This window comes from Gemmatimonas sp., assembly GCF_031426495.1.
Classification (GTDB): domain Bacteria; phylum Gemmatimonadota; class Gemmatimonadetes; order Gemmatimonadales; family Gemmatimonadaceae; genus Gemmatimonas.
This window is the reverse complement of the sequence record NZ_JANPLK010000028.1, coordinates 1-13435: the sequence shown is the minus strand read 5'-3', so window position 1 is coordinate 13435 and position 13435 is coordinate 1. Positions and strand designations below refer to the sequence as shown.

Genomic DNA, 13435 nt, shown 5'->3' with positions numbered 1-13435 from the left:
TGGAGTGACCCCCATCGGCTGGACAGATGGCGGGTTCGGTTTGACCTTCGAGGCAGCCCCTCGGAGGATCTATGGCCAAGACGTACCGACGGTTCAGTACCGAGTTCAAGCTCGGGGTCGTGGAGGCGTACCTCGCGGGTGAGGGTAGCCTCAAGGGCCTCGCCACCAAGGCCGGCGTTGATCACTCGCTCGTGCACTACTGGCTGAAGAAGTATCACGCCGGCGAGCTCTCCCTCGATCTGTTGCGTGAGGAAGAGTCGGTCGAGACGGCGCAGCACATCGCTGCGCTCGAGCGGAAGGTGGGTCAGCTCACCATGGAGCTCGACCTGCTAAAAAGGGGGCTCATCGCCGCCCCCGCGACGAGCAGCGGGCGGTCGTTGATCATCTCCGGGCCGACGGCCTCAGCGCCCGGCGAGGATGTCGCATGATCGGGCTTCCGCGGAGTACCTACTACCGGCGGCCGCGCGACCCCGACGAGCACGCCGTCGAGGCCGATGCCGACCTTCGTGCGGCCATTGCGCGCGTGCAGCGGGAGTTCCCAGGGTACGGTTATCGGCGTGTCACGCGCGAGCTCCGGGCCGGGCCGCATCGCGCGAATCACAAGCGCGTCCAGCGCGTCATGCAAGCGATGCTCCGCCCCCCGTCGGCTCGCCGTCGCCCATGGGTCGTCGCGGAGCCGGACTCGGTGTCCGGTTCGTGGTATCCCAATCTCCGGGCAGAGATCATCCCGACGGGCCCAAATCAACTCTGGGTGTCCGACATCACCTACGTGCGGCTTGAGCGGGCCTTCGTGTTTCTCGCGGTCGTACTGGATGTGTTCTCGCGGAAGGTGATCGGCTATGCGATTGGCCCGACACTCGACGCGCGCCTCCCCCTTGCCGCCCTAGACGCCGCCATCGAGAGTCGGCAGCCACCGCCAGGCTGCGTGCACCACTCGGACAGGGGGTCGCAATATTCGTCCCGGCGCTACCGAGAGCGGCTCGCCGAGGCAGGGCTCTTGGGCTCGATGTCACGGGCGGGCAATCCGTACGACAACGCGCACGTCGAGAGCTTCATGAAGACGCTCAAGCACGAAGAGATCTATCCGCGCGGCTACCGCACCATGGCCGACGTCATTGCGCACCTGCCGCACTTCCTGGAGAGCATCTACAACAACAAGCGGCAGCACTCTGCCTTGAACTATCGGTCACCGAATGCCTTCGAGGCCGATCACGCGCTCACCCTTTCATCCGGTCAAATCTCGACCCCCTGACTGTCCAACGAAGAGGGGTCACTCCACTCCAAGAAGTGTGCAATTTCAATCAGCATTGACAACACGCCAAAACCCCCGGGTCTCCCTAGGGGTTTTGCTTTGGTCCGGCCCCGCAGCCTCGCCTTAGATCCCGGCCATCCACCGAGATGCGTTGTCGTTTGAGAAGAGTTTAGGGGGCCTTCTTATGCCTCGCCAACCTCGCCTTGGCGACGCTGTAGAACCCGATCCCTGCCCTGACTGGTGATCGTCATGTACTTCAAGTCGGGCACCAGCCACGTGGTTTTGTTCGGAGCAACTCCTCGAGCCTTCGCCCACACGATCTCCAGTTTTGCGGGCGCTTTTGGATCGTAGACTGCCGGGTTGTGGATCAGCCCAACCCAGTGGGCGTCCCGCTCGTACTCGCTCGATTCGGCAAGGTCACGGCGCTCGAGTCGCTTGCTCTCCCGGCCCTCGACGGCTTTCTGATTGGGTTGAACGAGAAGGATTGTGGCCAGTCGAAGTTCCTTAGTCAGGTTGGCGATGCGCCGGGAGATGCGGCCCAGACGGAGGCGTTCCTCGCGCCCCTCCCCGCCCTCGACGCGTCCGGCATAGTCGATGACCAGCATATCTACCTTGGGGTCTCTTGCCACTAATGCGCGAACCTTGGCCTCGATCTCGTCCACCGTTGGCCCCGCGGTGTCGTCCACGTAGACGGCCCCGGTCATGCTCGAGATGACCTGAGCGGCTTCCTCAAGCAGCTGGCGCTCCGCAGGGACCAACTCGTCCGGTTTCTCGCGGATGGCCCGCAGCCGCTTGGTGTCGATCCGGGCGAGGCGATTCAGGCGCCGGTCATGGATCTCCGCACGAGAGAGTTCGGCTGAGATGAAAACGCCGTGTCCGCCAAACTCGAGCGCATGATTGTCCAGCCAACACTGAGCGATCAAGCTCTTACACGCGCCCGGAACACCACTCAAGACTACGAGTTCGCCGCGCTTAAACCCGCCAGCCGTCAGATCCGCGTCGATCTCCGGGAAGCCGACCTTGACCCCCATCCCGGCATCCCGGCCCGTGAGGATTCCGTCAACGTGACTCTCGATTTCCTCCGCTACACTGATCGGGACACCACGTGACTCACTGATGACGAGCGTCATGAGATACCGGGTCAGTTCCCCGGCCACGGCCTCCACGGAGCGCATGGAGTCCAGGTCACGTTTGGCCGCGCGCATTCGATTCACCATCTCCTTGGCTCGTCCCTCCTTGATGACTGTCCGTGCCATGTCCTCCGGGCTGGCTCCGATCCAGTCGTCACCGTATGGCGAAGTCCGCAGATCGTCCGCCTTCCATGTGGGATTCCCCATGGCCGCCGCCTTCGCACGTACGGTCGCCCGGTTGATCGGGACGTCCTCGTCGGCACACGCCACCACGTAGCCCCAGGTCTCCTGTGCCAAGGCGTCGGTGAAGTGGGTCGGCCCGAGCCCCAAGCGTCGAACGGCCGAGACCACCTGCTCACCATCGATGTCGAGGCAACAGTCAAGGAGTGCACGTTCCACATCGGCGGTCTTCATGCGGCCACCCCCCCAGCGGCAATGCGCTTGATGGCGGCAGCGACCTCCGCCTCCAGCTTCTTTCGCTGGAATTTCAACGCGTCGCCCCAAGTCCATGGCTGCACCGCTTCCAAGAGCTGCTCGAAACCATGCGCATCGGAGATCTCCCCGTCCACGAGGAGCTGTCCCACCATAACGCGCAGATCCTCCTGCTGTCTGGGCGTCGTAAAGCCTCGGTCGCACAGCAATTTGATAATGGCGGCAGTGGGTTCCGAATTGAGGTCCTTCGGCGGCGCATCCAGCTCCCAGAGCTCTGTATAGTGCGCCCCTTTTCCAAGGAAGCGCTCACCTTGCATGACCCACCGGGTGTTCGACTTACCTGTTGCATCGCAGAAGATGGCGTAGCGTTTGGCGCCAGCGAGCATTTCTTCTGCACTCACCCCATCGCGAAGTCGAGCTGTCCACTCCTTATGCGCGTCGAGCTTCGCGCCCGTGCCGGCGCGCTTCGGATAGCACTCCCAAAACACCTCAAAATCGTGTGGATACGTGTTCGCCCGGCGTGTACGGGGCGACGGAGGCTCGGCAGGCTCCGGCGGAGACGGTGGGGACTTCGCGGTGTCAGCGAAGCTTGGGCCGTCTACTTGGCTCGCCAGACTCAGGCTAGCAGCCGACCATGCCGGGTAATCGGCAAGCACACGCGCGACGATCTCCTGGGAGGCGTCGTCGGATGGCAACGACGCGAGTGCGCGTAGGAACCCCGTCCGGTGCTTCGGATTGGACGGCTGCATGCTGCCGCTCGAGCAGAGCATCTGCGGCAGGTAGGCCACGAGGCCGCCTCGCACTAGGAGACCGGCCTGCATGAGCGAGGCGAGTGCCGCGCAAACCTCGGTCTCGGCGAGGCCGCTGGCGTACCTAATCTCGCCCTCATATGCGCCGGGGACGGCGCGTGAGGTGCCCGTCCAGTGGTGATGCAGGTAAGCGGCGAAGTAGACGAGTCGTGCGTGGGGAGAAAGGGGGGCCGGCAAGTTCACCAGAAACGACGTTGGTACCTGGCGATACTCGGCCGCCCCATGCGGGAGGGAGGTCGGCATATGCGGGAAGGATGGAATTACAGGTCGAACACCTCGGGATTCGGGGATTGTAGGGCGGACCGGCAACGATGCTTGCCAGTTTCACTCCTCCGCCGTCATCGTCCCGGATGAGGGTGTCACGCTTAGCACATCACGCGCCCACCAGCGATTCTGGGTCGCTAGTGCCGAGCAGGAGGAGAGCCGCGCGGTCGCGCCTTTCCGGGGAGAACGCGGATACGACGTCCCGCCAACGGTCGCTGTATGGGAGCGTCATATCCCTGTTAGGTCCACGCTGAAGGCGCGCGCGGAGAGGATCTGCGCGAACGATGGTCACCAGCGTTGGAGCTCGATGAGACGGATGTCGAACTCGCTCAGCTCTTGCAGCGTGACCGGGACCCCGCGGCGGTGAACGGCACCACCCTGCCCCGATAGATGCGGCGAAAAAAGTCCGAGACATCGCGGTCGGTAGGCTATCGATAGACTTCTGCGAAAAGTGCTTCGAACACTTGTGTGCGAGCCTACGCATAGGCATTGCCAGGCGGTGTTGAGCCGAGCCCGTAAAAAACACTTCGTATGAATCAATAGAGAAGAATAAGAAGAGAGAACACTCTTGTCGCGTCGGGACGCGACGGTGTGGGTCTTTGGGAAGCGGTCAGCTCAGAGGTCGTGTTCCAAAGCAGCGTCTACGGACCCCTGTCGCGCGATCAGCGCATGCAGGCCTTCAACGACTCAGGGCGTTTGGTGGTGGATACCGTTGGAGGCCTAGCAACAACGATCTGCGCACCGCGAATGCAACGAGTGCTTGTCCACCCGATCTACCTTCCGCGGGAGGTCCAAACCACGGACTCGTTGGTGGAGAAGCGAAAATACGTGCTCAGCTTCAAGCTGGATTCCTCGTGTCCAACAAGTGGTGACACGCTGCTTGACCGCCGGCAAGTCCGAGACGAACTGCGAAAGGCGCTCGCCGCGAGTAATCCGTATGGCGCGGATATGGACCGCAAAGAACAGGGCGGCACCATCTGGAAGATGTTTGACAGGACATACTGTCAACACCGATAAGAATTGCGCACTTTCACCGGGAAGAATTGCGCACTTTGGGCGGGGGATGAGCCCGGTGGAAGCCAGGCCTCCTGTCGCCGAGGGCGGGGGTCGCGGGTGGCGAGCGCCGGGCGTGATCGTTCATACGGATCGCGGCAGTCAATACGCGTCCGCCGCACATCGCACGGATCTCGCGGCACACAGCATGCTGGCGAGCGTGAGCGGCAAATGCGACTGTTATGACAACGCCGTCGCCGAGAGTTTCTTCGCGATGCTAAAGTTCGAGCCGGTGATGACGCACGATTGGCACTCCCGGGATGAGGCGCGACGCGCCATCTTCCGCTATATCGAGACGTGGTACAACCGGAAGCGACGGCATTCGACCTCGGGGTACGTCAGTCCGGCGGAGTACGAAGCGCAGTTACTGAAGGCCGCGTAGCTCCTTTCAAACACGCGTCCACTTTTTCGGGGTAAGTCCACTCACGCCGATCATCAAAAAATGAAGCAGGCATTAAATAATCGGCCTCTCGTATCGCTCGCCGTGGTTGGACTTGTCGCGATTGCGCTTAATACTTCGTGTCGTGACGCCGGGCCAGCGGCGCGCGTGGACGCGTCGTCTCTTGACGCCCTCCCGCTTGCCACACTAAGTAGCCGCGCTGAACCGCTATTCCAGGTGGTCGGTGGGCTGATCGCCGGTGACGCGTTGATCGTCGCAGAGCAAAGCCGTGGCGAGATTCACTTTTTCTCGAGACGCGGTGCGCATCTGCGCACAGTTGGTCGGCTGGGCAACGGGCCCGGCGAGTTTACGCAATTGGCTTGGATCCAGCGGCTCGACTCGCAGCTGTTTGCGTATGACCAGAGCGAACGCCGTTTGTCGGAGTTCACGGTTGACGGTGATTTCGTTCGTGCCACGACTGTGCACCCACGAGAGGGTGAGGCATTTCGAGCTGTTGGCGTGTTGCCAAATGGGACGTTGCTGGCTCGCTCCCAATCGCTGATACCGCCGCCGGTGGCGCCGCGCCTCGTGACACGACGTTCCTCCCTCATGCGGTATGCTATCACCGCCGAAACGCAGGCAGAACGCATTGGCGAATTCGCAGAGGGTGCGCAGTACGAAGAGCCGCGGCCTCGAGGTGGGCGCTCGGTCGCAGAGCTTCCTTTCGGACCGCAGAGCGATATCGCGGTCACGGCGGCTGGCATTGTTATAGTGGAATTAGACTCACTGCTTCGGATCTTGGACGCTACTGGCAAGGTAGAGGCCGTTCGCTCGCCGGCGCTCCTGCCTTCGCGCTCCGAGCCTGTGACCGCTGCCGACAAGGCCGCTGCGCGCAGAATCTTTACGGCGGACGCGCCCCCTAGGCTAAAGTGGGGCGAGGTGTTTGACCGAATGCCGATTCCCCGCACGAGACCGCGATTGGGATGGGCAGGGCCACATGCAGTTCGCCTGCTCGCCCCAACCACGTCCGGTCACCTCTGGATAACTGAGTTCGGTGGGATACATGATCTCCGTGTTTCGTGGATCGTGCTGGATGCTCGCGGCAAGCAGCTCGGGCGAGTTTCGTCAACCCAAGAGGCAACCGTGCTGGACGCTGTCGACGATCTTGTGTTGCTGCTTCTCTGGGATGTAGATGGCGTGGAATCCGTTCAATTGCGTCGAGTCACGCCAGCCCTTCGTGGTTCTCCGTCTCACGCCGCAGGCGGCTCGGGTACAGCAGACGAGTGACCGCTCAGTGATGATCTAGGGCGCGTCCGTCGATGTCTGCATGAAAAGCCAATGCTCGACACGCACGGGCGACGTTCAAGCTGGGCGCGCACGAGCCGCAGGTCCTACCCAACAGAGGAGTAGTTCCGACGGCGGACCGCCAAAGTGGCACCGCGACTCCACGGCATCGCAACTGTCGAATCTGGCGTTGCCAGTTTGCCCTGGACTAACCCCTTTTAGGGAGGCGATGCTGGTCCCTAGCTTTTATGACACGCAGGAGGTTGGTCGTTCGCTGTGGGGCCGACTATTGAATCAGGGGAGGCGCAAACTTGCTACCGCCTTACGCCAGAGCACGTGTACTTCTCGTTCACTAGCGGACTGTCAACACCAACAAGAATAGCGCACTTTCAGCAACTAGAATTGCGCACTCTGGGCGGGGGATGAGCCTGGTCCGGAGAGGCCTTCTGACGTCGGGGGGAGCGGCCACGTACGGGGGCGCTGGAGGACTCCAGCGCGGTCGGCCGGGCGAAGCGTGAGGCGAGCGCCCGACGCTCCCCGAATCCGCTAGCTGTTGCCGCGAATGTTGACGATGTAGACGTGGTGTAAGGGCCGGTCGATGAGAGCGGCGGCCATCACTTCGTCTCCGTGAAATATCGCCCCATTCTTCATAGCTCTTGTTACTGGTGAGTACGCTAGATGCATGCGTATATCGACGACGCATCAGATGAAAGAAAAGCTTTGCGCTTGTGCGCGAGGTCGGCAGGTACCCGATCTCATCGACGACCATGACACTCAGCGATAAGTGGGTGAGCATCCGTCGCGTGACATGGCCTGCTGCGGCGCGTCTGCGAGCCAGGTAATCAGAAATATTGACGAGCGGCACCGGTTGCAATGAGACGGGGCCCCTCGCAACCAACCTGCTTCTCCGTGCGCTTGTTCGAGACCGACCGCTTTGGTGCTGCTTTTCCTGACCAACCATCTGGGAGCCTTGTGCAGGTCCTCGCTGACATGATTGAGCCTGGAATCAGCGACCTGGGGCCTCCCTACGCGCGGTGTACGTCCTGACGCCGGACGCGCGCGCCAACGTGCGCCGCCAGATCCGACGGCTGATGTGTTCGCGCCGCTTACACGCCTTAGCGCAGAAGAACCACGACTTCAGCCGCGCGGCCCTGCTCTGAATGTCCCGACGGGCCGTGGACAGAACTTTTGAGACACCCCGACAGAACTTCTGCGCCACGACACGTACAACGCATTTGCCGAAACATCCGCCTGCGAGCTACTATGTGTTAGAAGTCGACTCACACTTTAATTTCGCGACCAATGATTCTGCCAACTTTCGCTCGTCGCCGTCTCGCTCCGATTCTCGCCTCACTCGTGCTCGCGGCTTGTGACGGGCTCGGCGCGGGTGTGTGCGAGCATACATACCGCGATCCGCTCCTCGTTTTGCAGTCGGTCACCGACGCCCGCACCGGAGCATCACTGACGCGCGTGTCGATTCGTGACGTGACGGTCGGCGGGCAGCCAGTGCGCGCAGAGGATTTATTGCGTGGTCCGACGCGCAACGCAACGCTCGACAGCGGTGGGCTACTCTGTGCTGCGGACTGCGGATTCGCGACCTCCCCTGGGCGATACCGCCTCTCCGTTGCCGCCGAAGGATACCAGCCACTCATCGTTGAGCGCGACGCGGAATATGCGCGCTTCCGGGGCGGTTGCCCGTCGTACAACGAGGGCAGCAGCGTGATACGACTCCAACTCACCGCGCTGCCGGTTGCCGTACCGACTCGCTTCTAAACCGAGCGCTGACGCTGACGGCGGGTTGTGGAAGCGTCGCTACGCGGCAGCGAGCCGCCGTGCCTCACCCATTGTATCGAGTACCAGCAAGCGGTTGGCGCGCACATCTGGATCAATCAGCTCTGCCCTGTCCAAAATAACGGTTCGCTGATGCATCGCTGTGTTCTCCTAAAAAGCCAATCCGATGGTGAGCGGCCAGTATAGCGCGCGCGGACTCCATGTCGAACTAGTTGACCAAAACGCACTGACGACGGCCACTTCCGCACGCAGCTCCTTCTGCTTGAATGGAAATCGAAGACCGATTCCCAATCGAGATGTGGGTCCAATTCCGGCCCAACCCACTCCTTCGTAGCCATTGATCCAAGTGACGCCAACTCCGGCAAGTCCGTACGGAGCAATGGCGCGCGATGCTGGTCCCACCGTCACTCCGTAGGTGATGCCCAGGGAACGCAATGCCGCCTTTGAGTCCGCACTGATGTCGGCCGAGGCAAACGACGCCTCCGCATCAAGTCGAAATTGGTAGGCGCGACTGTTCCGTTGCGCGATACCAAGACGAACGACGGCACCAAGTGGCCCCGTATTGGACAACGCGCTCGACGTTGCTGCCAAGCCACTCGAAAACTCCACATCATGCTGTCGCGTCTGCGCGTCGATCCGTGAGGCGCACAACGCGAAGCATGCGAGTGCCACCGATGCAGTCGCTGAGCGAGGAATCATAGCGTTCACATGCAGTTGAGAGTTTCAGGCGGGCAGCTTCGCTGCGTGACGATTTCAACAATAGACACCACTTATCGGCAAATTGCTCGTCCCTGTGTCAGCTACGTGTGCGTTGACTGTCATGTTCGCCATCCCGTACGACCATGCGAGCCCAGGCGGCGCGCTCCGTCGGCATACCCGCCATCATCAGCCATTGTTTTCGCCAGAGCGTTGAGTGCGCCTTCCGTGATCAGATCCAGAACAGGCACCACCTGCACTCATATGCGCATTCACGAAACGCCAGCGAGTAAACCTTATCAATGACGCTGCTGTATGCCGGACGGCGTTACGGCACGCGCAGGCCGATTCCGAGCGTGAACGTGGCGAAGGCGGCGCCACGGAACCTCGGCACGACCAACGCCTCGCTGAACAGCGTGGCCCGCACGTGACCGAAGGCAGGGGAGGCGATGTCGAGACGCGATTGCACGCCGAAGCTGGACGTCGCCGAGTCCGGGCGAGACGTCAGATTGCGCACCAGGGCCGGACCGACAAGCACCCGGGTCGCATGTGGCCCGCGCCATCCGCCGAGGAGACTGAAAGCGAAAAAATCTGGGTACTGGGGAATGCAGCCCCCACCGGCGCTGGAGATCGTGCAGTCGTTCCCGCCCAGCGATATGTGTGAGGTGACGCCAACTCCCAACGTAGCACCCCCAGACGGGCGTTGGTGCCATGCGAGGATACCGTTTGCACCAGCCACGGTGCGTGTCACGCGTTGCCCGCCGCCCCAGCCGTGGCCGCCGCCAACCCCAATGTCCGCCTCTACAGCGCCGCGAGACGATTGCGCCTGCACACCCAGCGTTGGGCTGGCGATGCTGCAAGCGACGAGAAGTGGGACCAGCAACATCCGCACGTGCATTCTGACTCCATTGCCCCACTGCTAGGGCTGCGTCATGTGAAGGCTGGGTCTGGGAAGAGTGCCAACTCTCAGAGGCCCATCCGAGGTACAATCAAAAAGTGTGGAAATGAACAGCAAACGGTGGCACCTTCTCGGGTACGCCTATTACCCCGGCAGCATCCCAGCATCGAAATGGAGCATCCGCCCCGGCTGAAGATCGATATTCCTACGTCCACGTCAAGGCCGACGTGAGCGACGATTGCCACGTTCATTCGTGAGCAAGTGAATACCTGCCTACCGCGTGTAGTGGACGAAGAAGTCGACGACCTGTTGGCTAGCGGTCGTCATGCCCGCAGTTCGGCCGATGCCGCCGTCGGCTATCGCAACGGCTACGAAAAGCCGCGCTCGGTAGCGTTGATGAACGAGACGAGCGCGAATCGTCGCCCGCGCGTGCAGGGGCTCGCCGCGCCGTTTGAGAGCCGCATCGTTTCGCTGTTCCAGCGTCGCACGCTGGAGGTGGCGAAGTTGCTCCCGGAGCTGTATCTGCCCAGCCTCTCCATCGGCGACTTCATCCTGGCGCTACGCGGGCTCCTCGGCGACGGCGAGCCGCTGAGCGCGAGCAGCCGGAAACGCCTGGCCGAGCGACGACGCGCGGTGGTGGGCGCAGGACCTGTCCGTTCCCGAGCCCGTGTTCGTCTGGGCCGACGGGATCTACACGAAGGCCGGTCTCGAGTCGACGAAGGCCGCGATCCTAGTGCTGATCGGCGCGCTGGCGGACAGCACCATAGTGGTCCCCGCGGTCGACAGCGGCCACCGCGATTCAAGCGAGAGTCTACGCGACCTCGCGGCGCGCGTCCTGCCCGCGCCGGCGTGCGTGATCGGCGATGGCGCGTTGGGTCTATGGAGCGCGGTCGCCCAGGTGTGGCCGAACGCGGTCGAGCAGCGCAGCTAGAATCACAAGCTTCGCAACGTGGTCGATGCCGTCCCGATCAAGCAGCAGCCCGACGTCCAAGCGGCGGTACAGCGCATAGCGACGGCGGAGTCGGTCGCCGATGCGGAGCATGAACTGAAGGCGTTTGATCGCGCGTATCGCCTCCGCTTTCCCAGAGCATGAGAACGGCTGGATCCACACTGGGCGCGCATGCTCACGTAACACCAGTTTCCAAAAGAGCACTGGCGTCATCTCCGGACCACCAACGTCCTCGGACCGCCGTTTGCGGCGCTGCGCCTGCGCACGAGTGCGGCGAAGCGATTCAGGAAAGTAGCACGCGCTACGGCGATCATCTGGCGTTTGCTCCTGATCGCCGAGCAACAATTTCTGAAGCTGAACGCGCCCGAGCCATGCCGCGAAGTCTTCCGTGGTATGCGCTATACCGACGGCGTCGAAGTCCCTACAGTCCCCGCATCCGGAAGGCCACCGCCTGACGCGCGGCTGCCCACTTCTTGACGAGACCGCCACCGCGTAGCGTGCATAGCATGTACACCAGTATCCTTGCTGTGCAAAGCCGCACCGCAATCTCCGAAGCCGGGTACTTAGTCACGGTGAGTACGGGACCGCAACGACCCACACTACTTTAGAAACTCAACCGTCCATGGGGAACGCGACGACCACGAAGTCTGGAGTGCCGCTGCCGCCTGTATCGCGGAAGCTCCGGGCTACGGAACGCTGTGGCCTGCGATCTCCGTTATCGAGGACCTGCTCTATTGGTTGGATCGCAATCCGCGGCAATCCTTTTCCCCACACGTATGCGAAACGCCGCGATACAATGCACGCGCTTTGTACTGGCTTTGGTGCTCACCTTGTGCGTGGCCGCGTGTGACTCGTTGGTGGGTCCCGAGTTTCCGAGCGGTAATTTGGTAGAGTTACAGGCGCCGCCAGAGTTCACGCTATGGTGGTCGCTGGTTGAGCAGTGTTCGGGTCGGCGCGGTTCGCTGGCGGCCGTACAGTTCTTCCGCACGCGCGACCCAATGCTCATTGTCGACGGCAAACGCTATGACGGCTACTGGTGGAGTGAGGGCAACAGAGTAGCACTGGTAACCCCCGAGGACGGGGCCACGGTACGTCACGAGATGCTGCACGCGCTGTTGCAGCGCGGCGACCACGCTCCGGAATACTTTGCCGGTCGCTGCGATGGATGGATTAGATTTGACCATCCGGGGACGTTCGGTGTCCCCGCATCACCGGAGGCGGCCGTCGTGTCGGGAACGGATGCCTTGCGCGCGACTCTGACAACATTGCCGGCGGCGCCGCGCGCCAGCGAGTTCCGTGGTGCGTTTGTTTACCTGATTACAGCGGAGAGTGTCCGCACGGCGCCGGTGTGGGTACCAGTCACCAACGGCTTACTCGCAACGGTCTTTGTGACGGGAAATCCAATCGGAATGGGCGCGGTGACCACGGCAACCCGTCTGTTCTTCGCACCGTCGCAGCGTCGCCAAGCGCTGATCGATGCACGGATCACTGACGCCGGATACATCGACGTCGTCGGTAGCTATGTCGGTGCCGCCACACTTCCGCAAAGGGTTGAGATCGCGCCGTAGGCAATCAGACAACGTACACGGACGAGACGAGTCTGCCGACATGCGCGCTCCCCTACCCATTTGCATTGTCTGCACAATCGTGACGCGGGGAGCGATGTCTCGTCCGCAACCGTGGCACTACGCTGCCGGCGAAATGAAGGACGCGCGAGTGTCACCGCACGATTCCCCGAAGGGCCGTCGACAAGCGACAATTTCTGCCCGGTGTCGGCCCTATGCTGCGGAATTCGAAGACCCTCCTTGCCAGTGCTATGTGCTGCGCGGTTTCGACCAGCTCCGTCGTCGCATCGCCCTCTCTGACAATATGAGTGAGACACCGATCCATCCCGAGTTTAGTGTACGAGGGTGATCGAGGCTTTCCCATGTCGTCTGCTCTTTCCGTTGCGCCGTTGCTTCTCCATGATACCGGGGTGTCACCGACCCGGACCCGCCGCCAGTTCACGGCGACCTACAAGCTCCAGATCCTCGCCGCCGCTGACGCGTGCACGAAGCCGGGTGAGCTCGGCGCGCTCCTGCGTCGCGAAGGCCTGTATTCGTCCCATCTCGCCGTGTGGCGCGCCGCCCGACGACGCGGCGACTTGCAGGGCCCGGCGAAGCGCCGCGGACCGGCGCGGTCGGCGCCCGATCCCACGCGGAAGCAGATCGTGGAGCTGGAGCGCGCGTTGGCGAAGGCGACCGCGCGCGCGGAGCGTGCGGAGCTCATCATCGACGCCCCAAAAAAGTTCTCGCAGCTCTTGGGCCTGACGCTCCCGCCGCTCGACGAGCCCACCGAGACGCGCTCGTGAGCATCGTCACGACGCACGGGGCGGCGACGTCCCTGCGCGGGCTCTGTGCGAGCCTTGGGGTCGCGCCGGCGACCTACTATCGGGCGCGCCGACGCGCCGAGCGGCCCACGTGCGCGCTGCCCCGCCGCGCACCACCACGCACGTTGGC

Annotated in this window: 10 protein-coding genes and 2 pseudogenes; 8 read left to right on the top strand and 4 right to left on the bottom strand. The window is 62.5% G+C overall.

The genetic code is table 11. The annotated features are described in order from the left end of the window. The first annotated feature begins 71 nt into the window (after window positions 1-71). On the top strand, window positions 72-428 hold the full coding sequence (locus RMP10_RS08150; protein WP_310569846.1) for a transposase: 357 nt from the start codon (window positions 72-74) through the stop codon (window positions 426-428). Next, window positions 410-1252 (top strand): annotated as a pseudogene (locus RMP10_RS08145) (IS3 family transposase); the annotation flags it as partial. The gene RMP10_RS08150 and the pseudogene RMP10_RS08145, both read left to right, overlap by 19 nt. Window positions 1253-1434: 182 nt before the next feature. Here the strand turns inward: RMP10_RS08145 and RMP10_RS08140 are convergent. Then, window positions 1435-2796: a DnaB-like helicase C-terminal domain-containing protein gene (locus RMP10_RS08140; protein ID WP_310569845.1), complete on the bottom strand. Its 1362-nt coding sequence runs from the start codon at window positions 2794-2796 to the stop codon at window positions 1435-1437. Beyond that, the gene (locus tag RMP10_RS08135) at window positions 2793-3602 is read right to left on the bottom strand and encodes a hypothetical protein (protein WP_310569844.1); all 810 of its coding nucleotides are present in this window, start codon (window positions 3600-3602) and stop codon (window positions 2793-2795) included. Before RMP10_RS08135 ends, RMP10_RS08140 begins: the two co-directional genes overlap by 4 nt. A 1411-nt stretch (window positions 3603-5013) precedes the next feature. On the opposite strand from RMP10_RS08135, the pseudogene RMP10_RS08130 reads away from it, so the two are divergent. After that, window positions 5014-5322, top strand: a pseudogene (locus RMP10_RS08130) (IS3 family transposase); the annotation flags it as partial. A gap of 225 nt (window positions 5323-5547) precedes the next feature. On the opposite strand, the gene RMP10_RS08125 reads toward RMP10_RS08130, so the two are convergent. Continuing rightward, window positions 5548-5805 (bottom strand): hypothetical protein, encoded by a 258-nt coding sequence (locus tag RMP10_RS08125; protein ID WP_310569843.1) that lies wholly within the window; start codon window positions 5803-5805, stop codon window positions 5548-5550. A gap of 2100 nt (window positions 5806-7905) precedes the next feature. Between RMP10_RS08125 and RMP10_RS08120 the strand changes: the two genes are divergently transcribed. After that, window positions 7906-8376: a hypothetical protein gene (locus RMP10_RS08120; protein ID WP_310569842.1), complete on the top strand. Its 471-nt coding sequence runs from the start codon at window positions 7906-7908 to the stop codon at window positions 8374-8376. Between the two features lie 1042 nt (window positions 8377-9418). On the opposite strand, the gene RMP10_RS08115 is transcribed toward RMP10_RS08120, so the two are convergent. Beyond that, a complete protein-coding gene (locus RMP10_RS08115) occupies window positions 9419-9628 on the bottom strand; it encodes a hypothetical protein (RefSeq protein WP_310569841.1) in 210 nt (69 codons plus the stop codon). Between the two features lie 1027 nt (window positions 9629-10655). On the opposite strand from RMP10_RS08115, the gene RMP10_RS08110 reads away from it, so the two are divergent. From RMP10_RS08110 to RMP10_RS08095, 4 genes are all read left to right on the top strand, one after another. Continuing rightward, on the top strand, window positions 10656-10919 hold the full coding sequence (locus RMP10_RS08110) for a hypothetical protein (protein ID WP_310569840.1): 264 nt from the start codon (window positions 10656-10658) through the stop codon (window positions 10917-10919). An 18-nt stretch (window positions 10920-10937) separates the two neighbouring features. Beyond that, complete coding sequence (locus RMP10_RS08105) at window positions 10938-11081, top strand: hypothetical protein (RefSeq protein WP_310569839.1); 144 nt, start codon at window positions 10938-10940, stop codon at window positions 11079-11081. A gap of 632 nt (window positions 11082-11713) precedes the next feature. Then, window positions 11714-12505 (top strand): hypothetical protein, encoded by a 792-nt coding sequence (locus RMP10_RS08100; protein WP_310569838.1) that lies wholly within the window; start codon window positions 11714-11716, stop codon window positions 12503-12505. A gap of 359 nt (window positions 12506-12864) precedes the next feature. Further along, window positions 12865-13287 carry a hypothetical protein gene (locus RMP10_RS08095; protein WP_310569837.1) on the top strand — a complete coding sequence of 141 codons (423 nt, stop codon included), beginning with the start codon at window positions 12865-12867 and terminating at the stop codon, window positions 13285-13287. The last annotated feature ends 148 nt before the right edge of the window (window positions 13288-13435 follow it).

Coding starts and splice junctions, on each gene's coding strand:
- RMP10_RS08150 (WP_310569846.1), top strand. CDS start 72: ATGGCCAAGACGTACCGACGGTTCAGTACCGAGTTCAAGCTCGGGGTC.
- RMP10_RS08140 (WP_310569845.1), bottom strand. CDS start 2,796: ATGAAGACCGCCGATGTGGAACGTGCACTCCTTGACTGTTGCCTCGAC.
- RMP10_RS08120 (WP_310569842.1), top strand. CDS start 7,906: ATGATTCTGCCAACTTTCGCTCGTCGCCGTCTCGCTCCGATTCTCGCC.
- RMP10_RS08100 (WP_310569838.1), top strand. CDS start 11,714: ATGCGAAACGCCGCGATACAATGCACGCGCTTTGTACTGGCTTTGGTG.
- RMP10_RS08095 (WP_310569837.1), top strand. CDS start 12,865: ATGTCGTCTGCTCTTTCCGTTGCGCCGTTGCTTCTCCATGATACCGGG.